The 23,801-nt window shown below is 52.9% G+C and carries 20 protein-coding genes; 16 read left to right on the top strand and 4 right to left on the bottom strand.

Annotated elements, in window-relative coordinates:
* Position 1: 1 nt before the first annotated feature.
* Positions 2-370: a CidA/LrgA family holin-like protein gene (locus tag NSS79_RS31990; RefSeq protein ID WP_342437500.1), complete on the bottom strand. Its 369-nt coding sequence runs from the start codon at positions 368-370 to the stop codon at positions 2-4.
* Between the two features lie 113 nt (positions 371-483).
* On the opposite strand from NSS79_RS31990, the gene NSS79_RS31985 reads away from it, so the two are divergent.
* The 7 genes from NSS79_RS31985 (at position 484) to NSS79_RS31955 (ending at position 10,246) form a co-directional block, all read left to right on the top strand.
* Complete coding sequence (locus tag NSS79_RS31985) at positions 484-1,407, top strand: LysR family transcriptional regulator (RefSeq protein WP_038597594.1); 924 nt, start codon at positions 484-486, stop codon at positions 1,405-1,407.
* A 110-nt stretch (positions 1,408-1,517) separates the two neighbouring features.
* Positions 1,518-1,802, top strand: a complete 285-nt coding sequence (locus tag NSS79_RS31980; RefSeq protein WP_076109704.1) for an aspartyl-phosphate phosphatase Spo0E family protein — start codon at positions 1,518-1,520, stop codon at positions 1,800-1,802.
* 213 nt (positions 1,803-2,015) lie between these two features.
* Entirely contained in the window at positions 2,016-3,446 is a 1,431-nt protein-coding gene (locus NSS79_RS31975) for a DNA-binding protein (RefSeq protein WP_342437499.1), read from the top strand.
* 303 nt (positions 3,447-3,749) lie between these two features.
* Positions 3,750-4,136 (top strand): MarR family transcriptional regulator, encoded by a 387-nt coding sequence (locus NSS79_RS31970; RefSeq protein ID WP_342437498.1) that lies wholly within the window; start codon positions 3,750-3,752, stop codon positions 4,134-4,136.
* Positions 4,129-5,889, top strand: coding sequence for an ABC transporter ATP-binding protein (locus tag NSS79_RS31965; RefSeq protein ID WP_342437497.1), 1,761 nt, complete (start codon positions 4,129-4,131; stop codon positions 5,887-5,889). Before NSS79_RS31970 ends, NSS79_RS31965 begins: the two co-directional genes overlap by 8 nt.
* Positions 5,886-7,784 (top strand): ABC transporter ATP-binding protein, encoded by a 1,899-nt coding sequence (locus NSS79_RS31960; protein WP_342437496.1) that lies wholly within the window; start codon positions 5,886-5,888, stop codon positions 7,782-7,784. The genes NSS79_RS31965 and NSS79_RS31960 overlap by 4 nt, the downstream gene beginning before the upstream one ends.
* Positions 7,785-8,017: 233 nt before the next feature.
* Positions 8,018-10,246, top strand: a complete 2,229-nt coding sequence (locus tag NSS79_RS31955) for an MMPL family transporter (RefSeq protein WP_342437495.1) — start codon at positions 8,018-8,020, stop codon at positions 10,244-10,246.
* Between the two features lie 164 nt (positions 10,247-10,410).
* On the opposite strand, the gene NSS79_RS31950 is transcribed toward NSS79_RS31955, so the two are convergent.
* From NSS79_RS31950 to NSS79_RS31940, 3 genes are all read right to left on the bottom strand, one after another.
* Positions 10,411-10,722 (bottom strand): antibiotic biosynthesis monooxygenase, encoded by a 312-nt coding sequence (locus NSS79_RS31950; RefSeq protein ID WP_038597579.1) that lies wholly within the window; start codon positions 10,720-10,722, stop codon positions 10,411-10,413.
* Between the two features lie 30 nt (positions 10,723-10,752).
* Positions 10,753-11,472, bottom strand: coding sequence for a 3-ketoacyl-ACP reductase (locus tag NSS79_RS31945; protein WP_038597576.1), 720 nt, complete (start codon positions 11,470-11,472; stop codon positions 10,753-10,755).
* A gap of 110 nt (positions 11,473-11,582) precedes the next feature.
* A complete protein-coding gene (locus NSS79_RS31940; RefSeq protein ID WP_342437494.1) occupies positions 11,583-13,139 on the bottom strand; it encodes an FAD-dependent oxidoreductase in 1,557 nt (518 codons plus the stop codon).
* Positions 13,140-13,336: 197 nt separating this feature from the next.
* On the opposite strand from NSS79_RS31940, the gene NSS79_RS31935 reads away from it, so the two are divergent.
* The 9 genes from NSS79_RS31935 (at position 13,337) to NSS79_RS31895 (ending at position 23,636) form a co-directional block, all read left to right on the top strand.
* Entirely contained in the window at positions 13,337-13,732 is a 396-nt protein-coding gene (locus NSS79_RS31935) for a transcriptional repressor (protein ID WP_342437493.1), read from the top strand.
* A 382-nt stretch (positions 13,733-14,114) separates the two neighbouring features.
* A complete protein-coding gene (locus NSS79_RS31930; RefSeq protein WP_342437492.1) occupies positions 14,115-16,166 on the top strand; it encodes a methyl-accepting chemotaxis protein in 2,052 nt (683 codons plus the stop codon).
* 89 nt (positions 16,167-16,255) lie between these two features.
* Entirely contained in the window at positions 16,256-17,068 is an 813-nt protein-coding gene (locus NSS79_RS31925; RefSeq protein ID WP_342437491.1) for a uroporphyrinogen-III synthase, read from the top strand.
* A 342-nt stretch (positions 17,069-17,410) separates the two neighbouring features.
* Positions 17,411-18,043, top strand: coding sequence for a ThuA domain-containing protein (locus NSS79_RS31920; protein ID WP_038597565.1), 633 nt, complete (start codon positions 17,411-17,413; stop codon positions 18,041-18,043).
* Between the two features lie 107 nt (positions 18,044-18,150).
* A complete protein-coding gene (locus NSS79_RS31915; protein WP_038597562.1) occupies positions 18,151-18,498 on the top strand; it encodes a phasin family protein in 348 nt (115 codons plus the stop codon).
* Positions 18,499-20,169, top strand: a complete 1,671-nt coding sequence (locus NSS79_RS31910) for an AarF/ABC1/UbiB kinase family protein (RefSeq protein ID WP_342437490.1) — start codon at positions 18,499-18,501, stop codon at positions 20,167-20,169. It begins immediately after the preceding gene.
* Positions 20,170-20,327: 158 nt separating this feature from the next.
* Complete coding sequence (locus NSS79_RS31905) at positions 20,328-20,531, top strand: hypothetical protein (RefSeq protein WP_038597555.1); 204 nt, start codon at positions 20,328-20,330, stop codon at positions 20,529-20,531.
* Positions 20,532-20,586: 55 nt separating this feature from the next.
* Positions 20,587-22,470: a DEAD/DEAH box helicase gene (locus NSS79_RS31900; protein ID WP_342437489.1), complete on the top strand. Its 1,884-nt coding sequence runs from the start codon at positions 20,587-20,589 to the stop codon at positions 22,468-22,470.
* Between the two features lie 230 nt (positions 22,471-22,700).
* Positions 22,701-23,636: a D-alanyl-D-alanine carboxypeptidase family protein gene (locus tag NSS79_RS31895; RefSeq protein WP_342437488.1), complete on the top strand. Its 936-nt coding sequence runs from the start codon at positions 22,701-22,703 to the stop codon at positions 23,634-23,636.
* The last annotated feature ends 165 nt before the right edge of the window (positions 23,637-23,801 follow it).

The following is a 23,801-nucleotide window of genomic DNA, read 5'->3' as shown; positions in this document are numbered from 1 at the left end:
ATCAGCTTTTACGCTCCTTCACTTTATAGATGGCTCCCGTAAGCAGGCCCGAACCGGCCATTACCGCAAATGTGCCGACAATCACAACCGCCAGCACTTGAAGGCCGTCTGCTTCAAGCAGACTCGAATATTTCATCACTCCGATAGCGGAAGGGATAAAGAACAGCAACAGCTCGGCAAGCAGCCAAGAGGCACCGACTTCCACCCAGTTCAGGCGGATGACGCCGGATTCCAAGAGCAGGAACAAGAGGATCATCCCGATAATGCTTCCGGGAATAGGTATATGAAGTAGTGGAGTCAATGTATTGATAAGCATTGAGAATATTGTAAGTCCGGCTACCTGCAGCAAGCCTAGGGATAACTTTTTCATAAGGCTTCGCTCCTTTCATGATAATGAAAGTTTACATCAATTATTTTCATAGGTAAAATGAATAGATCGAATGAATGACATTCCTTTTGTCTATGCATGGGAGGCGATAAGCGATGGATATCCGCCAATTACAGTACTTTGTCCAGGCGGCCAGGTTGAACAGCTTTTCCAGAGCGGCGGAGTCGCTCTATATCTCACAGCCCACGATCAGCAAAATGATCCGCAACCTTGAGAATGAGCTGGGTGCGGACCTCTTTTACCGTGAAGGCAAGAGCATAAGGCTGACAGATGCAGGGGAGATTCTGCTCTCCAAGGCGCAAAATATAGTGGAGTCATTCGCCAGCCTCTCCTCCGAGCTGGACAGCCTGCGCAACCTGAAGCGCGGGCATATCCGCATCGGCCTGCCGCCCATGGTGGGTGCCAGCTTCTTCCCGGCCGTCATCGGAGAATTTCACCGGCGGTATCCCGAGGTTACCATCCGGCTGCATGAGGACGGAGCCAAAAAAGTGGAGGATGATGTGGAAACGGGGCTGCTTGATATCGGAGCGATTGTGCTGCCCGTGGATACGGCAAAGTTTCATTGCTTTACTTTTGTAGAGGAGAAACTGGAGCTTCTGGTGCCGATCGGGCACCGGCTGACCGGTACAGACAGTGTTCCTCTGAAGGAACTGGCGGAGGAGGAGTTTGTGCTGTTTCGCGAGGATTTTGCCCTGCATGACCGGATCATAACAGAATGCGTAAAAGCCGGATTTCAGCCCAGAGTTGTATATGAGAGTTCACAGTGGGACCTGATTAGCCGGATGGTGGCTGCCGGGATGGGCATCGCACTGCTGCCGGAGACCATCTGCCGTGACATGGACCGATCCAGAATTTCTGTGATTCCTTTAACAGAGCCTGTTATTCCCTGGCAGCTGGGGATGATCTGGCGCAGAGACCGGTATTTGTCCTTTGCCGCACGGGAATGGATAACTTTTGCCATGGGAGTCCTTGGCCAGCGTTACAGTCCTCCGGGAATGTCGATTCAGAGGAATGAATGAAAATTTACAAATGTAATATGTTCGACATATTTTTCTTTTTTTTCAAAATATGTTTTTTGGCATCATGAATTATGATAAGGTAGAAGTTGATAGAGAGCAGGTGACTGATCGTGAACTTATACCAGGCTTCCCACGAGGATCATAGAAGAGATTACAGAGAAGACGAGTTGTTTTTAACTATAGAGAGCCTTAGAAGTCAATTGCTGGAGGTGGCGCAGGAGCGCAGTCTGAGCGACCATACGGTCGTTGAGCTCAGCCAGCGTCTGGACGGCTACATTGTAATGGCTCAGAAGCAAATGATGGAAGGCCTGCGCAGCCGCAATAATGCAGCTTCCGCTTTCGGCAAAGTTACCAAGAGCCAAAGGGTAAGAAGCAAGGCAGCACTGCAGCAGTAGTTCCACCCGGCTTCTAACAACCGGATAGGTGCTGACAGAAGAGCCTGCTGCTTTTTTTCTGAAGTTGTTGGAACAGTAATTTCATAAATAATCAGCTGCCCGCTGAAAGGAAAGGTCCCGCGTTGCGGGGCCATTTTGTTGTGCTTTCCACAGGCTTCACCTATAATGTCAATTAATAGCAGCACTATTTCAACATGACCGGGGAGGTGCCGAGTGGAGACGAAACTGACAACATTACGCTCTGAAATTGAGGACAATCTGTCCCGCTCGGGTCATAATCTAGCCTCGTTCGCGAAAGTTTCCGGCCTGAACCGCGGCAGTCTCAGTGCCATTCTTCATGGCAATCCGCCTAAGCCGATTTCTTTGAGGCAGCTGGATGCGTTCAACCGAGCCTTCGGACTTCCGGAAGGATGTTTATATTCGCTTTATGTGGATGAATGCTTTAGTGAAGAGAAGGTCTCGCGCCGCAGGGTGGAGCCTTTTTTAATTCGCTGCGCCGAAACCGGCAAGCAGCATTGTATTGATGAAGTGTTAAGCAGAATGATGGAATACCCCAAACCGCTCGATATTGTCTATTCAGTAGCCGAGAAACTGTTCACCGCCGGCAAGATGCAGGAGGCGACTGTTTTTTATAAAATTGTAGTGGACAATGAACAAGAGAGTTACTCCGAACGGCTGGCGATCAGTCAGTACCGTATTTTCAAATCGCTGATATCCGTTGTGAATTGGGAGGAGAAGCTGCGGGCAATGATCACCTTTGAACCGTTCCGCGGACGCCTTCCCGAGAATCTGCAGCTAGATGGTCTGCTGAAGCTGGCTCAGGTCACCTATACCCTGCATAAGTACAAAGAAATGGAGAAGTATGCCGATGAACTGAGGGCACTGGCCAGTGCGATGTACCGGGAACAGCTGCAGAAGAAGGCAGGCAGGCGGGGTGAAGAATTGAAACTGGAGCGCTCGCTTGTTTTTTATTATGCCCATGGCTATTTGCTGAAGGCGACCTCGCTTACGAAACAGGGCAGATATGAGGAAGCCAAGAAATATACCGCCGGCTATGCTGATTTAAGCTGGTTTCAATTTCTTGATGATGAGGGCCGGTCTGAGGTTGAAGCCTTTCGTTTATTTGCCATAGCGAACAGCTTTACCCTGGAAATGCTGGTGGGCAATTACGCAGTACTGCCGGCATATACAGCTTTTCTGGTGGAACATCCCGGGGAGATTCTGCCTGGCCTGGTCATTATTATAGAGGCGGCTAACCGGTTCGGATTCGCTGTAGACGATGTGCTGGAACAGTTTTCAGTGGAGATGGCTCATTGTGTGCTGTATCAGGACCCGATGAATATTGACCGTGTATACAGGCTCAGCTATCAGCTGGCTATCTACCATATAGACCGGGAACGGTATATGTCTGGAGTGGACAACATTCTGCAGTGTCTCACGCTCGCTGTTGAGCTGAACAGTGCGAAGGACTTGATTGATTGTGTAACTTTATTCGAGACAAGCAGAGATTACGCTACCGATGACCAGCAGAAGAAGTATAGAGAACTCATACAAGAGTTAAGGAAAAATAATGAAACCGCAGTAAACGTTGATCAGCAATCCGGTATTGTACAGTTGCCTCATCTTACAAATCCTATACTATGAATATTCCTCCTCCGCCTTCAGGCGGGGGAGTTTTGGTTTCGCAGCAGTTGCAGCGCTGATGTTCTTCATTCCGTAATAATTGATAACGCCTTCAATGTTTGACAAACAATTACGCTGAAAATATAATTAGGTAGCCTAATTAATATAGTATTTAATTATTAGTAAACCTAACTACCGACAGGAGTGAATAACATTGGGATAAACCATGAAGAAAATCCAGTCGCGCACAGGCTGTTTGCCGCATTGCGGCAGCTGCGAAAAGTTCATTGGCAGCACACTGTGGAAGGCCACAAGCCAAGTGAGATGACTTTATTGATATGTCTTGCCAAGCGGTCCCATTCCCTGGATGAAGGACTTAAGGTTTCGGAACTGAGCCGATTCCTGGGGCTGATGCCGCCAACCGTTACCCAGCTGATCAACAGTCTTGAAGCCAAAGACATGGTTCTCAGGGTGGCTGATCCCTCCGACCGGAGAGTTGTCCGTATTAAGCTGACGGAGCAGGGGAAGGTAATCACACGCAAAGCCAAACATCATATGGATGCATCGCTGAACAAACTGGCGGAATATTTGGGCGAAGAAGAGTGCAACCATCTGGCAGACCTTCTGCTGAAGGTCCACACATTCGTAGAAGATAACCCGCCGCCTAATCTAGACCTGCTACAAATGAACGGAGATGAGAAACTTGATTAAACTATTAAAAAACCTGAGCCCTTTTAAGCTGGCTGTCGCCGCTGTGTTAATCCTTATCTTTCTGCAGTCTCTGGGCGACTTGTACCTCCCTACGCTGATGTCCGATATCGTGGATAAAGGGATCGTGCAGGGCGACCGTAATTATATCTGGAAAATCGGCGGATTTATGCTGCTGGTGGCGGGCGGAGGAGCCATATGCTCCATCGTTGCCAGTTATTTATCGGCAAAGGTTGCTGCCGGATTCGGTAAAAATGTCCGCTCGCGGATGTTCAATCATGTGGAGAACTTTACGCTGCATGAATTCGACAAGCTGGGTACTGCCTCGCTGATTACGCGTACTACTAATGATATTACACAAGTACAAACCGTACTTACTATGATGCTGCGCATGATGGTCGGCGCTCCGATGATGATGATCGGCGGGATTATCATGGCGGTATCGGAAGATGCCAAGCTTTCCCTTATTTTTGTAGTCGTGATTCCTGTGCTTGTAGGAGCGATATTCTTCATCGGAATGAAGGGCCTGCCGCTGTTCAAGGCGATTCAGGTCAAGCTGGACAAATTAAACCGCGTGCTGCGTGAGCATTTGACCGGTATCCGTGTCATTCGTTCCTTTAACCGGATTGATCATGAGAACAGAAGATTTACTGAAGCGAATAAGGATCTTACAGAAACGGCAATCAAAGTCAACAAGGTGATGGCCGGCCTGATGCCGATTATGATGCTCGTGATGAACTTTTCGATGATTGCCATTCTGTATTACGGCGGAATCCGGATTGGCGATGGCGATCTGCAGGTAGGTTCATTGATGGCATTTATTCAATATGCAATGCAGATAATGTTCTCCTTAATCATGGTGTCGATGATGTTCGTGCTTATTCCCCGGGCCTCTGCCTCCGCACTGCGTATCAATGAAGTACTGGATATGCAGCCTGAGATTACAGATCCTACGGCGTCCGAGCTTCAGAACACGGCTGCAGTAACGAAGAAGGATGGCCGGGATGTTATGCATGGGTTTGTTGAATTTGACAATGTTTCCTTCTCCTATCCCGGTGCGGAACAGCCTGCGCTGTCCGGAATCAGCTTCAGCGCGCGGCCCGGTGAGATTACAGCGATCATCGGCGGTACAGGCTCGGGTAAATCGACCCTGCTGAGCCTGATCCCGAGATTCTATGACGCCATTGAAGGCGCCGTGCGTGTGGATGGCGTAGATGTGCGCGAGATGACGCAGGAAGAGCTGCGGAGCAAGATCGGATATATTCCGCAGAAGGCGGTGTTGTTCTCCGGCACGATCAACGAGAATATCCGCTACGGTAAAGAAGATGCTACGGATGAGGAGATCATTCATGCGGCCAAGGTAGCACAGGCCTATGATTTCGTCTCTGCAATGAAGGAAGGCTTCAACTCCGAAATTGCCCAGGGCGGGAACAACGTGTCCGGCGGCCAGAAGCAGCGGCTGTCGATTGCCCGTGCACTGGTAAGAAGACCGGAAGTGTACCTGTTCGACGACAGTTTCTCGGCGCTTGATTTCAAGACCGATGCCAAGCTGCGCGCCGCGCTCAAAGACGAAACAACGGAATCAACGGTTCTGATCGTTGCCCAGCGGGTCAGCACGGTTATGGATGCTGACCGGATTATTGTGCTGGATGACGGCGTGATTGCCGGCATCGGCAACCATCGTGAACTGATGGAGAACAGCGAAGTGTACCGCGAGATCGTATCCTCGCAGTTGTCAGAGGAGGAAATAGCATGAGTGAAGCGAATAAAGGAACCAAAATGCCCAAACCTCCGCGGGGACATGGCGGTGGACCCGGCGGACCGCCCGGAATGAGCCTGCCGGTGGAGAAGGCCAAGGATTTTAAAGGTACGCTCAAACGGCTGATCCGCTACCTGCGTCCGCGGCAGATACAATTGCTGATTGTATTTATTATGGCTATCGCCAGTACCGTATTCAGTATTTTCAGCCCGAAGGTGATGGGGAAGGCGACAACCAAGCTGTTCGAGGGCGCATACGGCATACTGAAAGGTGTTCCGGGAGCTGCGATTGATTTTGATTATGTGAATAAAATTCTGCTTATCCTGGCGGGTCTGTACCTGTTCAGCTCCTTGTTCAGCTATGTGCAGCAGTATGTAATGGCCGGCGTGGCCCAGAAAGTTGTTTTCGATATGCGCGAGCAGATCAACAACAAGCTGGAGCGTCTGCCGCTGAAATATTTCGACTCCCGGACGCATGGGGAAATTCTTAGCCGTGCGACCAATGACGTAGACAATATCAGTACGACGCTGCAGCAGAGCTTAACTCAGCTGATCACGTCCATCGTAACTATCATTGGTGTCATTATCATGATGCTCACCATCAGCCCATGGCTGACCTTAATTACAGTTATCACCCTGCCGCTAAGCTTTGTCGTGATTATTGCGATCTCCAAGCGTTCGCAAAGATACTTCATTGGCCAGCAGAAATCACTGGGTGAGCTGAACGGCCATGTAGAGGAAATGTACACGGGTCACCGTATTATTAAGGCCTTTGGCCGCGAGAAGCAATCGCTTAAAGAGTTCAATAGTATTAATGACGATCTGTACAATTCCGGCTGGCGCTCCCAATTTATCTCCGGGATCATTATGCCGCTGATGATGTTCATTGGCAACTTGGGATATGTGCTGGTCTGTGTGGTCGGCGGGATCTTCGTGACCAAGAAAACGATTGAGGTCGGGGATATTCAGGCGTTTATCCAGTATTCCCGCCAGTTCACCATGCCAATTACACAAACGGCCAATATCGCCAACATCATTCAATCCACCATAGCTTCCGCAGAGCGCGTGTTCGAGCTGCTGGATGAAGAAGAGGAAATTCCGGAAGTTACTGCTGCTCAGGCTAAGCATGCTGCAGTTGCCGAAGAAGGCTCAGTTGAATTCCGTCATGTGAAATTCGGCTACAAAGAGGATGCTATTCTGATTGAAGATATGAACATTGAAGTCAGCCCCGGTCAGACCATAGCGATTGTAGGACCAACCGGTGCCGGCAAAACCACGTTGATCAACCTGCTGATGCGCTTCTATGAGATCAGCGGCGGCGAGATTGTCATTGACGGCGTCAACATCACCGACATGAAGCGCAGCGAGCTGCGCAGCAAATTTGGTATGGTGCTGCAGGATACCTGGCTCTTTAACGGGACGATCCGCGACAACATTGCTTACGGCCGCGAAGGTGCAACAGAGGCGGATGTGGTGCGTGCGGCCAAGGCGGCGCATGCTGATCACTTTATCCGCACGCTTCCGCTTGGCTACGACACAATCCTGAACGAAGAAGCCTCGAATATCTCGCAGGGGCAGAAGCAGCTGCTGACTATTGCCCGGGCAATTCTGGCCGATCCTTCGATCCTGATTCTTGATGAAGCGACCAGCAGTGTCGATACACGGACGGAAGTGCAGATTCAGAAGGCGATGAATACGCTGATGAACGGCAGAACAAGCTTTGTAATTGCGCATCGCCTGTCAACGATTCGTGACGCAGATCTGATCCTGGTGATGAACCAAGGCAGCGTTATTGAAAAAGGCACCCATGTGGAGCTGCTGGAGCAAGGCGGATTCTATGCCGACCTGTATAACAGCCAATTTTCCGGTGACGATTTGCCGGATGTGGGCTAAACCGCAAGCAGAAGCAGCAAACATCATCTGAATTTATCCATCGAATATCACCCCTCTGTCTACAGCAGACTACTATCGCTGTGAGCAGAGGGGTGTTTTGCATGAAGGGAATAGCTTATGGCAAAGAATAAAATATAAAAAAAGATTTGATTAAAAATTTTAGGGTATATATGATAAGGTTAATGAAATGACCCGCGGCTCATTTTTTTAGGAAAGCCGGGGTTGAAGAGAGGATGAAGGGAATGTCAGGCTACGGAAAATGGGTGGCTGGCCGTAAAACAAAGTGGATAACGCTTGCGGTCTGGATCGTAATTGTGGGTGCTCTTACACTTCTTTGGCCTTCTGTAAACTCACAGGTAGTGAATAATGCGCAGAATCTGCCTGATGATTCGCAGTCGGTCCGGGCGGCGGCGGTTGCGGAACAGGAGTTTCCAGCAGGGAGCGGCGTACCGGCACTTCTTGTATGGCATAAGGAGGGCGGGCTGTCCGATGAGGATTTGATACATATTATTGCTGTATACGGCAAGCTTGAGCAGCAGCCGTTGCCGCACCAGAACTATGTTCCTCCGCTGGGACAGCTGCCGCCGCAGGCGCTGCAGGCTTCCCTGTCTGAGGACCGCAGCACACTGGTCACACCGGTGCTCTTCGACAAGTCCGCAGACAGTGAACAGCTCGGTGAGGCCGTAACGCAAATGAAGGAATTGATCTCTGCGGAAACCGGCGGTGATCCTGCTGCGGCCAAGGTGGACAGCAGGGAGTTGAGCCTGCGGGTTTCCGGTCCTGTGGGCATCTCCATTGATGCGACAGGGCTGTTCAAGGATGCGGACGTTTCCTTGCTCATCGCGACCGTAATTCTTGTGCTGGTGTTCCTGCTGCTGATTTACCGTTCGCCGATTCTGGCTTTGATTCCGCTCGTGGCGGTAGGATTTGCTTATGGGGTTACCAGTCCGGTGATTGGGAAGATGGCCCAGGAGGGCTGGATTACAGTGGATTCACAGGCTATCTCAATCATGACCGTGCTGCTGTTCGGCGCAGGCACAGATTACTGCCTGTTCCTGATCTCCCGGTTCCGTCAGATGCTGAAGGTGGAGGAGAGCAAGGGCCGTGCACTGCTGAGCGCAATCACCCATTCCTCGGGTGCTATTGCAATGAGCGGATTTACAGTAGTGCTGGCACTGTTCGCGCTGCTGCTGGCGAAATATGGAGCGTACCACCGCTTTGCGGTTCCTTTCAGCGTCTCCATTCTTATTATGGGCATCGCCAGTCTGACCCTGGTGCCGGCGCTGCTGGCCATCTTCGGGCGGACTTCATTCTTCCCGTTTGTTCCACGCACTCCGCTGATGGAGGCGGAGCGGGCCAGAGCCAAAGGCAAGCCGGCTCCGCAGCCAAAACCTGCCCGTAACAAAGGAATAGGCAGCTTTGTCGTTTCCCGTCCTTGGGCGATTGTAGGAGTAACCGTAGTGCTTCTGGGTGTGCTGGCTTCCTTCTCCGGGGGCATCAAGTTCACTTATGATATCCTATCGTCCTTTCCGGAGGATATGGAGTCGCGCGAAGGTTTTGACCTGATAGGCAATCAGTTCTCCCCCGGGGAGCTGGCTCCCGCCAAGCTGATGATAGATACCGAGGGCAAAGCGGACGGTGAAGATCTTAAGGTGATCCTGGGCGGCCTTTCATACGTGGATGTTGTATCGGACCCCCAGCAAGGTGCGGTCAATAAGAATATTCTCGGTTATGATATTGAATTTAAGAATAACCCGTATTCCCTGGAGGCGATGAGCCACATACCGGCGCTTCAGGATACTGCGGAGCAGGCACTGATTGATGTAGGAGTGGCCGAACCCGGCGACAAGGTATGGGTTAGCGGGCAGACGGCAACCCAGCATGATACGAAAGAGCTGGGTGAACGGGATACTGATTTGATTATACCGGTAGTCATCGGGTTGATTACTTTGCTGCTGCTGATCTACTTGCGTTCTGTAGTGGCAACCGTTTATTTGGTGGCTACAGTCATTCTGTCCTTTTTCTCGGCCCTTGGTTTAGGGTGGATTATTATTCATTACCTGCTGGGTGCAGATGCCATTCAGGGCGCGATTCCGCTGTATTCCTTCGTCTTCCTGGTGGCACTGGGAGAGGACTATAACATTTTTATGATTTCGAACATTTGGAAAAAGCGCAAGCGGATGCCGCTGAAGCAGGCCGTCGCCGAGGGTGTGAACGAGACTGGATCGGTGATTACGTCCGCCGGACTCATTCTGGCCGGAACCTTTGCCGTACTCGCGAGCCTGCCGATACAGGTGCTGGTGCAGTTCGGGATCATTACCGCGATCGGCGTGCTGCTGGATACCTTCATCGTCCGGCCGTTTCTGGTGCCGGCAATCACAGTGCTGCTGGGCCGCTGGTCGTTCTGGCCCGGCAAACATCAGGAGCTGGAAAAGGCATTGCCGGCAGTTGATGAGCATTAAGCCAGAGCTTGCTACAGGCAGATAATAAGCAGGGACGCCCCGTTAAGCCATGAGGCTTAGTGGGCGTCCCTGTTTTATTTGCAGTGATTTACTGCAGCCGGACGGAATTGACACGTCCTAGCGCAGACGAATGAGCAGTACGGGACCTGCTCCCCTCTACCGTATTATTCTCCCGGTGTACGGCTGATCAGCAGCTCGTACTTATCAAGCGACGCGCCCAGGATGGCTTCATTTCCGCCTGCCCCACGGTGCGATTCGCGGAAGGAAGGACTGGCAGTCCACCCTTTAAAGGCCTCTTCGTTCTCCCACACGGTACAGATTTTCAGCTCTTCCACGCCCTCTTTAGCTGCGCTGTGCCATACCTCCATACGTACAAAGCCGGGCATATCCTGCACGCCGCCCGCTCCGCCAAAACGCTGGGCAAGGGTTTCTCCATGCCCTTCCTTAACCTTAATGGTGTTTGTTACTACCAGCATGCTGATTCCTCCCTCGAAAGACTCTGCAATTTATTGTGGATTGGTAGTCCAGATTCCCGCAGTCTTCAAGAAGACGCGGTCCGGCAGCTTCAGGGCTGCCAAGGTCAGCTCAGCCACATCCTCCGGCTGCATCATCCGGTCCTCATCGCCGATCTTCAGACCGGCATTCTCGGCAAGCCCGGTATTGACGGTGCTTGGTGTCAGGGCCACTACGCGGATATTATGCTTGCGCACTTCTTGGGCCAGCGCTTCCGTCATGCCCATCAGGGCGAATTTGGAGGCGCAGTAGGCCGAGCCGGTAGCGAAGCCGCGCTCACCTGCTGTAGAGGAAATATTGATGATATTTCCGCCGTTGCGTTCAATCATTGCCGGCAGTGCTGCCCGGGTTACATAATAGGTGCCGAACAGATTGATCTGCATGTGGCGCTCCCAATCTGCCGGGTCCATTTCCAGGAAGGTGCCGAATTTGGCAATTCCGGCGTTGTTAATCAGGGCATCGAAGGTGCCGAGATCATTCTGAAGCGCAACAACCGCCCGCTCCGCTTCTTCGCGGACAGCGATATCGGCTACAGCGATGCTGACCTTCACGTCATAAACCTCCGTCAAAGCCGATTTCAGTGCCTCCAGATCACCTGAAGTTCTGGAGATTAGGCCCAGATTAGCGCCTTCTTTCGCCAGTGCCATGGCCAAGGCTTTGCCGATCCCTTTGCCGGCACCCGTAATCACAATGCTTTTTCCTCTCAAATCCATACCTGCCGTCACGCTCCCTCTGAATTTATTGATAATAAAAATATTCAGCTCCTATTATACCTGAGCGTGGGCGGACAATCACGCCGGAGCCACTTGGAGCTGTCATAGCTTTAATTCGTTTCCGCTTCCAGCTTCGTCAGCGGCACCGTAGCGGGACCCTCCAGTACAGCTCCCTCATAGGAGAAACGCGAGCCGTGGCAAGGACAGTCCCAGGAGCGTTCTCCATCATTCCATTCACACTCGCAGCCCATATGGGTGCAGGTTCTGTCTACCAGATGCAGCTTACCTCCCGTGTCACGGTAGGCCCCGACACGTTTGCCGTCATGAAAGACAACAGCGCCTTCATCAGGCTCCAGATCACGGGTTTTCTTATGGACAATCTCCACCTTGCCGGCAACCAGCTCCTTGGCGACATTGGTATTCTGCACGATGAAATTTTTGATGGATGGGTTGGCTTTAAAGCGCGAGGGATCATAGAGTTCACTGTAGGGATTAGGCTTGCGCAGAATCTGATCCGTGATCATACGTGCGGCCAGCGTTCCGCTGGTCATGCCCCATTTGCCATAGCCGGTGGCAATATAGATTTCCTCCTCCCCGGAAACCTTGCCGATATAAGGCACTCTGTCCAGGGTAATGAGGTCCTGCGTTGACCAGCGGTACGGAATGGTCTTGATGCCCAACAGTTCACCTGCGAACAGCTCCAGACTCTCATAATGGCCGAAGGTGCAGATGCCCTGGCCTGTCTTGTGATTCTCTCCGCCGACAATGACCAGCCTCCGGTCGCCCCATTCGACGGCGCGCAGAGAGCGTGTAGGTTCTCCGGCGCTCAAATACATGCCGCCCTCATAATCGGTTTCCGGCTGAATCGCCAGACAGTAGGAACGTTCTGCATGCAGGCGCGAGAAGTAGAGGGCTCCGCCGTCATAGAAAGGGAAGTGGGAGGCCGAGATAGCATGACGGCACTTAATTTTTAGCTGCTCTCCTTCAGTGTAAAGCGTGAGACCGTTGTCCTTGTCTACCTTTTCTCCAATCATCGTGTGCTCATAGACAGTTCCGCCCTTGTCCAGAATCACCTGGAGCAAGCCTTGCAGGTATTGAAGCGGGTGGAAGCGGGCCTGTCCCGGCAGCTTGATGGCACCTCCGGCCATCAGCGGCAAGGAGACGTTGTCCAGCCATTGCCCGGGGAGTCCCAGCTTTTCGTAAGCTTTAAACTCCGCCTCCAGTTGTTTGAGCGTCTTATCATCGCTGTTATCGGCATAGAGTAAGGCGTCTTCACGTGTTATTCCGCAGGACAGGTCCAGTTCCTCTGCAGTGGCGATAATCCATTCCATTGCCTCACTGTTCGACTGGAAATAGAGCTTGGCCTGTTCTTCCCCGAAATGCTTCAGCAAATCATCGTAGATCATCCCGTGCTGGGCGGAAATTTTGGCGCTTGTGAATCCAGTGGTGCCGCCAAAAATTTCCCCCGCCTCCAGCAAAGTGACTTTATACCCTGCGTTTGCCAGCAAATAACCTGCAGTAATGCCGGTAATACCGGCCCCGACAATTGCGACATCTGTAACTAGATCTTCCGCTAGCTTCGGAAACGAAGGCAGGTCGGTGCTGTCTCTCCATAACGATTGCGGAAATTGCGGAAGACCCTGCGATACATCGTGCGTTGAACTCATCTTAACATCCCTCCATCGGACAATATTCATCTCATTTATTACCACAGTCCCGCCAAAAGAAACTCATCAAAGGTCCAGGTGCATGAAATTGGGGACCTAGTGCCAAAATAAGTTGAATACATAGGCAGACGATTAGATTGACGCTGGAACAATCAAGACTTATACTTGATCTAAAAATAAGTTAGAGGATGATGAAGATGAGGAACCTGAATTTGACCTCCCAGCGTCAAGCCGTTTATGATATCGTCCGCCAGTCACATGATCATCCTACCGCAGCAGAAGTGATGAACCGGCTGGTAGAACAGGGACATAACCTGGCCTATGGCACCGTGTACAATTCACTGCGTTATCTTACCGATAAAGAAATGATCCGCGAGTTGAAGCTTGGCGAAGCAGCCAGCAGATATGATGCGCGTATGGACGATCACCAGCATATTATTTGCGAGGTGTGCGGTGCGGTGGATGAGGTAATGAGCCATGTGCCCCAGGAGTGGATGGATACGGTGGCTAAGGATACCGGATACTCCATTTCACATGCCCATGTCGTATTCGGTGGAGTATGCCCGGCTTGCAGGAACAAAGTTGTGAATTAGTTTAAGAAGGACCTAAACCCCTGGCGAGGGGTCTGACTATGAATAGATATATAATAAAAGACCGTTTTCAAATAAACGGTCTTTTTGCTGTTTATCAGCAAATTTATTAAGGAAGTCTTTAAATTCATGGAAATTTCAGAATAAAAGAGGGATTCCATACCCGGTATATAATTATATACCTATATAGATTGAACTTGAGAATTACATATAGGGAAAAGTGGCGGAGGGGAAGTTTGGAACTGGAGGAGCGACAGCGGCCGGAAGTCCAAACATTCTCTGTAGTCACGGCCAATCCCAAAATAGAAGAATTATAAGTTCAATCTATATATGCCATAAATAATCATACTTAAGACATAATAAGAAGGAGAGATGGATTTCACCCATGAATAAAAGCACCCGCTTAACCATCCGCATGAAGCTTATTCTTACATATCTGCTTGTACTTCTCGCTCCCAGCCTTATCATCGGCTGGCAGACCTACCAATCGGCCAGTCATAAGGTGGAGGACCAGCTGATGAATAACGCCACAGAAAGTGTGATGGCGGCCAACGAGATCATTAATGCGAACATTCAGTCCAAAATCGACGCGGTTAGCTATTTTGCCGGGCAAATTTCCTCCGGGTCAGTGAATGGGGAGGCTGGAGGGGAAAGTGCGGCTGATGTAAAAGCCAGATTGCAGGAATATGCCGCGCTGCATCCCGATATTCTGGATATTTACGTCGGAACCAGCGGGGCAAAGTCTGTTCATGCTTCCGATGACCAGCAGCCGGACGGCTATGACCCGCGCAAGGAGAACTTTTATGTGAATGCGCTGAAGCAAGGGAAGGGGACGGTAATCTCCCCGGCTTTTAAAACGGCAAATAATGAAACGGCCATCGCCATTTCGGGAGTGCTTGCGGATGGCAGCGGAGTCATAGGGCTCGACCTGAACTTGTCCGCCCTGGCTGATCTTACGAACATTAAGCTGGGCAAGGAAGGATACATAATGATTCTGGACAGCAGCAAGAAGTTTCTGGTTCATCCCACTGAGACGATAGCTGAGGAATCCTCGCTGGATTTTGTGAAGCAGATGTTTGAGGGAAAAGCCGGCTCCTTTGATTATGTCTATAAGGATACTGCCAGAAAGCTGACGTTCATAGACAATGAGCTTACCGGCTGGAAAATCGGGGGCACCATCAGCAAGCAAGAGGTTGCTGATGCTACAGCTGACATCCGTGATAAAGTAGTTCTAGTGATAGCTGTTTCTGTATTGCTCGCGCTCATATTGATCTATTTCAATGTGTCCTCCATCGTGCGGCCGCTGATCCGTCTGCGCAAAGCTACAGCGGCTATAGCGAAAGGCGACCTGTCTGAAGATATCGGGGTGTTCCGCAGGGACGAAATTGGCCTATTGGCTGACAACTTCCGCACAATGGTGGCTGATTTGCGCGGCATGATTCTCGGTGTTCAGCAGATGACGGGTAATCTGTCCGCTTCGGCCAAAGAGCTGACAAGCGGGGCTGAGCAGTCGACTACAGCGATCAGGCATGTGACGGAAGCGATTCAGGAAGTCGCGGCAGGCACAGAACGGCAGGTAGGCAGTGTGCAAAAAGGGCTGGAGAGCGCCGTGGCAACAACCCATGAAGTCCAGCATATTTCCGGGTTCATGGAGCAGGTGTCAGCCATGATGGACAAGACCTCGCTGTCCGCAGCCGAGGGAAATGATTCAGTCATCAGTGTGGTTGACAAAATTAACGGAATTCATGAGACGGTGGAGGAGCTTGGCAACATGATTGACAAGCTGAATGAGCGCACCGGACAAATTCAGGGCATTGTCGGTGTGATCACAGGTATTGCGAGACAGACCAATCTGCTGGCCCTGAATGCTTCCATTGAAGCAGCCAGAGCGGGCGAGCAGGGGCGCGGCTTTGCCGTTGTCGCTTCGGAGGTCCGCAAGCTGGCCGAGGAATCAGAGAAATCGGCGCGGATGATCTCGGAGCAGATTTCCTCCATCAACGGGGAAATGCAGCAGGCCACAGTGACGATGGAGGATGCCAAAGAGAAGGTGTCGGCAGGCATCCTGGCAGTAGATACTACAGGCCGTTCCTTATCGCGGATCCGCAGGGCGGTCAAAGGCGCAGCAGAGAAAATTGAAGCGATGGGCGGAGCCGTACACACGCTGTCGGCAGAAGCAGCCAGTATGGAAAAGGCAATCGGGGAGCTGCAGGGCATTTCCAAGGAGGCTGCAGGCAATACGGAGACGATTTCAGCTGCTGCACAGGAGCAGCTTGCTTCCGTTGAAGAAATCGCCTCTTCCACGGCTGGCTTAAGCCAGCTTGCCGGAGAGCTGCAGAAGCTGGCAGGCCGCTTCAAGCTTCACCCGGGGCAGCAGGTTTCCTTTGAAACTCCTGTTCCGCAGGAAGCGGATCTTCAGAAGGGAGCGGAAAATTCCTGATTACGGATTTGATTACGCTACTTTTCTTTTCCCGGGCTTTGCAAGTATACTGATAAGCAATAATGCAGGGCTAACTAGGGGGAATATTTATGGCAGAGCAGTTAAAGGGGATTACCGTAGCCCTTGCCGGTCCGCGAAAATCGGAGGAAATGGCCAAACTGGTACAGAATATGGGGGGGACGGCGCTGCATCGGCCTGCCCAGGGCACGGTATTTCTTGACGGAGAGGCTCTTCGTGAAGCGCTCGTAGCCTGGACCCAGCATCCGCCGGATCTGGCGATTCTGACTACAGGCATGGGGCTTGATGCACTGTTCGAAATGGCCGGGGAAATAGGACTTGCCGAACGGTTTCAGGAGGTCCTCTCGTCCTCTCCGATTGCTGCCCGGGGCTATAAAACGGTGAACGCCCTGAAGAAGCGGGGACTGGTGCCGGAGGTGCGCGATGACGATGGCAGCACTACAGGACTGATCCGCGGGCTTGCGGATTGGGACTTGCGGGGCAAGGAGGTCGTGCTGCAGCTGCATGGCGATCGCTCCCCCCGTCTCGTTGCCTGGCTTACGGAAGCCGGAGCTATTGTCCGCGAAGTGCAGCCATACCTTCACACCCCGCCCGATCCGGGTTCGCTTGCCAGGCTGCTGGCAGAAATCACGGAGGGATTGGTGGATGCCGTAGCATTTACGAGCGGACCGCAATTCCGCTTCCTGGCAGGGTACGCCCGGGAACAAGGCAAGCTTGGGGAACTGGTGCAAGCCTTTGAGACTAAAGTTCTGGCGGTTTCCGTGGGCAAGATTACCTCTGAGTCCCTGAAGGAGGAAGGCGTCAAGCGGATTGTGATGCCGGAGCATGAACGGATGGGCAGCATGTTCGTTGAGCTTGGGCGGTATGTCGCGGCAAACCGCTGATTTTTCAGCCGGGTTCCGCTGCGATTTTCTGCGGGGGATCTGCAAGACGGTTATCCTGCTCCGCTCGTGGGCGGGATTTGTTTTTTTAAAAGATAAGAATTTATAGGCTTCACGCTATAAATTGTCCTTCTATTTCTCGCTGAAACGGATACCGTCCTTTTGAGGACGGCGAAGCCGTCTCCACTTGTGAGAAATTGCGTAGCAACCGCAGTCCTGAACTAGCCTGAAGCAAGGCTCCGGTCACAGACATTTAACCTGCCGGTAATGGACATCCGCTGCACTTTTACTTAGAATAATAGCAACGTGCCATAATCCAAGATAGAGACAAGGAGGAGGATACCTATGGACAAGAGAAAATGTTTGCTGTTGGGCGATTACACACATCCCCGGTTCCATCCGCTGCAGGGTGTAGACAAACAAATCAGCGAGATTCTGAATGATCTGCTGATCGTTCAGTGCTCGGAGAATAAAAAGCTGCTGCTCAGCGAGCATCTGGCTGGTTACGATTTATGCATCGCCTATAATGAACTATGGAACGAAACGGTTTCCCCCCAGCAGACAGCGGGTCTGCTCAGCTATGTGAGCGGAGGGGGAGGCCTGATCGTGCTGCATACGGGGGTTTCCCTGGCCAAGCGCTATGAACTGGCCCACCTGATCGGCGGCAGATTCACCGGACATCCGCCCTATGCTCCGCTGAACTTCAAAGTGATGGAGCATGATATTACAGAGGGAATGGAAGACTTCCAGCTCGATGAAGAGCCATACCGGTTTGAATTCGATCCCTTTACCGAGAAGACCATTCTGCTGGAGTATGAATATGAGGGCGAAAGATTGCCGGCAGCCTGGTGCCACAGCTATGGACTGGGACGGGTTGTCTATATTATGCCCGGACATCATGAGCCTTCGTTCCGGCATCCGGCGGTCCGTGAATTGATTCTGCGGGCCGCAACCTGGGCGGCACGTATTCCCAGATAATTTGAATTTGCAATAAAATGATACCCCTTGCGGCTGCTTCCTTTGTGAAATGCTCCGACAAGGGGTATACTTTATCCATAACTGGAATCTTTGGGGGGGAAAGTACTATGAGTGATTTGTTCAAAAAAGCAATCTCTTTAGGAGTGGGCCTCACCATTGTCAGCAAGGAAAAGGTGGAAAAGGTAGTTGAGGAGCTGGTAAAACGGGGAGAGCTTGCGCCCTCGGAATCCAAAGCGCTTGTCGACCGGCTCGTGGAGCGGGGCGATGAGGAGCGCGGAGTCTTCAAGAATGCCGTACAGGAGCAGGTTCAGCGTGTGCTGAAGGATCTTAAAGTTCCCGTGCAAAGCGATATCGCCGCACTGGAAACTCGAATTGCCGTTTTGGAGAGCCGTGTGGCTGAGCTGGAGGGTGCCTCTGCCCAGAAGGAAGCTCTGCCGGAAACGCGTACGGAATAAATGGCTGTACGCATCAGACATGCCGGACGGTACCGGACCATTGCCATGGCGCTTATGCGCCATGGCTTCGGTTATATGGTGGAGGAACTGGGTCTCTACCATATCCTTTCCCTTCCGCGCCGGATGTTAACACAGGAGACTCACGCAAGCCTTACACTCGGGGAACGGATTCGCCAGGTACTGGAGGATTTGGGGCCAACCTTTGTCAAATTGGGCCAGCTGGCCAGTACCCGTTCCGATCTGCTGCCTGATTCAATCATTCAGGAACTGGTGAAGCTTCAGGACAGCGTGCCGCCATTCTCAGCGGAAACTGCACGCAATATTGTTGAGCAGGAGCTTGACCAGCATCTGGATGAAACCTTCGAATATTTCGAGAATACACCGCTTGCTGCGGCTTCGATTGGCCAAGTGCACCGTGCTGTACTGCATGGAGGCAAGCAGGTTGCGGTTAAGATACAGCGTCCCGGTGTCATGCGGACCATGACCCGTGATTTGGAAATTCTTCAGGACCTAAGCGCGCTTGCCGAAAGAAGATTGGACTGGGCGAAGCAATACGGGCTGATCCGGATGGTGGAGGAGTTCTCCCGGGCGCTGCTGGCTGAATTGGACTACGGCCAGGAAGGCCGCAACGCCGAGCGTATTGCCAGCCAGCAGACGGCACATGATAAAGTATATATTCCGGCAATCTATTGGGACTACAGCTCGGCACGTGTGCTGACGATGGAATATGTGGAGGGCATTACACTCAACCACCGGGATGAGCTTCTGGAGCGGGGCGTCAAGCTAAAAACTGTAGCCCAGCAGCTTGTGGAGATGATGCTGGATCAAATCTTTATCCACGGCTTCTTTCATGCCGATCCCCATCCGGGCAATGTGATGCTGCTGGATAACAACAAGCTGGCGCTGATTGATTTTGGCATGGTCGGGCGGCTCAGTGAGGAGATGAAGGACAGTCTGTCTGCACTCGTCATCGCGCTAATGCGCAGAAATACCGATTCTATGGTGCGGGCAATTCTGCGGTTGGGAGTAATTCCCGAAGAAGCTGACCGTGCGGCACTTCATGATGATATGGACCGGCTCCGGGAGTCCTATTATGATGTCCCGTTCCATCAGATCAGCATCGGCAAGGCGCTGAACGATCTGTTCGGTATCGCCCGCAAGCACCGGCTGGTCATTCCGCCGGATCTGGCAATGCTGGGCAAAACGATGCTGACGCTGGAGGGGGTTGTTGCCAACCTTGACCCTTCCTTTAGCATTGTGCAGATGGCCGAGCCTTTCGGCAGGCAGCTGGTGAAGCAGCGTTTCAGCGGCAGCCGTATGCGGCGTAAGCTTATCGGGGGCGTCGCCGATCTGGCGGAAAGTCTGGTCGAGCTTCCCTCTCAGGCCCGGCAGCTGTCGGCGCTAATCAGCAGAGGTAAGCTTAAGGTAGAGGTCGGGCTGCCCGAACTGAAAAATTTAGAGCATAAGTTCAGCCGTGTCGGCAATCGCCTCTCCTTCAGCATTGTACTGCTGGCCTTCAGCATTATTATGGCCGGACTGATTATCGGTTCATCGCTGCGTGGCGAGCCCTCGCTGCTGTGGGATTTTCCAACGGTGGAGATTGGCTCAGTGATTGCGCTGCTGATGATTCTGTGGCTGCTCTTCTCGATTTTTAAATCGGGCCGCTTCTAGCCTTGCAGGGAAGAATAATTATTCTTCGCCAGTTGCACACAAACGCCCCAGGATCAAGTACAATATAAAGATAACTTTCTAAGGTCACTGTTCTGCCCCTTAAGGCAGGACAGGCTATCGTATAGTATGTAATGGAACGCAAATGGAGTGCCGTCTGAATGTCCGGTGGATCGCTGCTGCCCCTGAAACCGACTTGGACCGCACGTCTGCAGGGCCAGAATCGGCAAGTGGGACGGAAGGACTCCGGTGACGGGGTTCTTCCGCTTTTGTTTGAAAATATGCCGTTTTCGCCTGAAATAAGCTTGTGCCGCCACTCCGGCGGAGGCCGTATGGATGCGTACATTACTCCCGAAAATGGATGACTATAAGTTATGCTGCACAAGTAAAGCAAATTAGAGAATTAGTGAGGTGGAGAAATTGCCGGGTTTTAAGGAATTAGGAGTTTCTGAATTATTGAATGATCTGCTCAAAGGACAAGGCATTGTAAAACCAACGCCAGTGCAGGAGGAAGCTATTCCGCCGGTGGTGCAGGGTCTGGATGTTATCGCCAGAGCGAAGACGGGAACGGGGAAGACGCTCGCTTTCCTGCTGCCGATTATGGACAAAATCCGGGTGGAGGCGGCTTATCCGCAGGCGCTGGTCCTCGCGCCGACGCGTGAGCTGGCGTTGCAAATTACGGAAGAGGCGCGTAAGCTGGCACGGCATACGGGCGTGAAGATTCTGGCTGTCTACGGAGGCCAGGATGTGGAGAAGCAGCTTCGCAAGCTGGAGGGCGGCAGACATCTCATTATCGGAACCCCGGGCAGACTGCTTGACCACCTGCGGCGGGAAACGCTGGATCTTGGGGGCGTGAAGATGCTCGTCCTGGATGAAGCGGACCAGATGCTGCATATGGGCTTCCTGGAGGATGTGGAGACGATTATTACGGCTGTTCCTTACCGCCGTCAGACGATGCTCTTCTCCGCCACAATGCCGGATCCCATTAAACGTCTCGCCGCCAACTACATGAAGGAACCGCTGGACATCGTGATCAAGAGCGGCTCGCCGATTCCGCTGGACAATATCCGCCAGCAGGTCGTAGAGTGCTCCGACCGCAACAAAGAAGAAGCGCTGCAGGCGCTGATCGAACGCGACCGCCCGTATTTGGCGATTATTTTCTGCCGGACCAAACGGCGGGTATCGAAGCTGAACGAAGCGCTGCAGGCAGCAGGTTATGACTGTGACGAGCTGCACGGCGATTTGTCCCAGGGCAAACGCGAAGCAGTGATGAAGCGGTTCCGCGATGCGAAGCTGCAGCTGCTGGTAGCTACGGATGTTGCCGCGCGCGGTCTGGACGTTGAAGGGATTACCCATGTCTTCAACTACGACCTGCCGCTGGATGCGGACAGCTACATTCACCGGATCGGCCGGACCGGGCGCGCCGGAGGCAAAGGCCTCGCGATCACTTTCTCCTCGCCGCGCGAACGCGCCGGGCTCGAGCTGATCGAGCACGGCATTTCCCAGCGGCTGGACCGCCGCCGCTACGAGAAGGATGAATTCGGCGTAGGCGAATTCACCTCCGTGCAAGGCGGCGGCTCCCCGCGCGGCGGACGCCAGAACGCAGCGCCTGAAGCGGCGCGTGCCGGCCGCGGCGGGCGCGGGCAAGGGCGCAGCGGCGGAGCACCGCGCGCCGAAGCCGGAGCGCGGCCGGGCGGCCGCAGCCGCGGCGGCAACAAGGAAGCAGGCAGCTGGGGCGCGCCTGCCGAGAAGACCAGCCGCAGTGCAGCGGCTGGAGGCAAGCGCAGCGCTTATGAGGCGGCAGCGCCTAGAGGCGGCGATTCCGCCGGCAAGAGCGCGGCGAAGCCAAGACCGGGCGGCGGCTATGGTGCCTTTGACCCTAGAAGCGCCAGCCCGGCTGCAGCTTACGGGGCAGGCGGCAATGCCGCCGGCGGGCGTGGCGGCAGCAGAACGCCCGCCCCATCCAAAGGCGGCCCGAGCAGCGGCTACAGCTCCAACGTCACCAGAGGAATGGAAGCCGGCGGCTTCAGTTATGGCGCTTCCAAAGGAGCAGGCTCCGGAAGCGGCTATAATCCGGGCGGTGCGCAAGCCAGCCCTAAACACAGAGCCAATGTAGCCCGCAGCAGTGAAGCAGGCGGCTACAATGCGGCAGCTCCCAAAGGTGCGCGCGGCGGCTCCAAGGGCGGCAAAGGCGGGTACAGCTCCGGCGGACGGAACAGCGGCGGCGGTGGCGGTGCATCGCGCGGCGGGCGTGGCAAGAGCTCCGGCGGCGGTTCGCGCGGCGGACGCGGCTCATCCAGATAAAGGCGCTCGACGGCTATAGATGAAACTTGTTACCATAGGGCAGTTGGCGTATCCGCCAACGACCTGTGGTAACATTTGTTTTATACGACTGAAACTTTTTTGCCCTTTAGCCTGTCTAATAGATAAATAGAGTACCAGCTGCAGGAGTGCAGAGAATGAGGCAACTGTTGGTTTCGTACAGACGGATCGGAAGCAGGATGCCAACAAGTATAGGAGGAAACATACATCATATGTCCAAGACCGCCAAAATAGTTATTTTGTTCATTGTCGTGATTGCGATCGGTTGGGGAATCGGGAAATATACGTCGGCTCCATCCGCTTCAGAGGAAGAAGGAACAGTAGTAAGCGACGGCAGTGCCCTTCAGGGTCAGCCGGATGCAAGTGCAGAACCTTCGCCAGTTGCCAGTGTAAACCCGGACGAGCAGGACCAGGGGACTTCTGGAAACAACACGGGTGCCGAAGGGTCTACAGCTGATCCGGAAGAGAACGCTAGTGAGAATACGGCTCCCAATCCAACTACTGTTGCTACAAATAAGCCGGGCACGCCGGACTCAGGCAATAATGCAGCCGAACTGACTGCCGCAGAGCCCGAAAGCATGTCAGTCATGGTCAACAAGCAGTACAAGCTGCCGGATAAGTATAAGCCTTCGGATCTGGTATATCCGAATGTGCGGTTCCTCTTCTCGGAGAAGATTGAGAAGCGGATGATGCGCCGCACTGCAGCTGGTGCACTTGAGGAAATGTTCGCAGGGGCGAAGAAGGACGGCATACAGCTGGCCGGTGTTTCGGCCTACCGTTCCGAGAAAACCCAGACAAGGCTATTTAACAACTATGTAGACAGAGACGGGGAAGAGAAAGCCCGCACCTACAGCGCAGTTCCCGGCCATAGTGAGCATCAGACGGGCCTGGCGATTGACATTTCCGGCAGTGACGGCAAATGCGCCGCCGAGAGCTGCTTTGCGGGTACGCCTGAAGCCGATTGGCTCGCTAGCCATGCTGCGGAGTACGGCTTCATTATCCGTTATCCGGAAGGTAAGGAGTCGATTACCGGTTATAAGTACGAGCCTTGGCATGTCCGCTATGTAGGCAAGGAGATCGCCGCCTCCATTGCAGAGAAAGGTATTACGTTGGAAGAGTACTTTGATGCTGTTCCCGTATCGAATTAACCGGCTGCAAGCCATTGTATTAAAAAGTAGGCTCACTATACGTTTAGCAACAGCTCCATCAGCGGTCCCGGGATAACGGGGCCGCTTTTTTGATTGGCCAATGCGTAACGTCTGCTTCCTGCAATGCTATGGTTCAGCTACGCGGCCGATGGTTAAGTAGTGGGA

The sequence above is a fragment of the Paenibacillus sp. FSL L8-0436 genome, from assembly GCF_038593025.1.
GTDB lineage: Bacteria > Bacillota > Bacilli > Paenibacillales > Paenibacillaceae > Paenibacillus_AQ.
The sequence above is the reverse complement of the archived record's forward strand: the minus strand, read 5'-3'. Positions and strand labels throughout refer to the sequence as shown.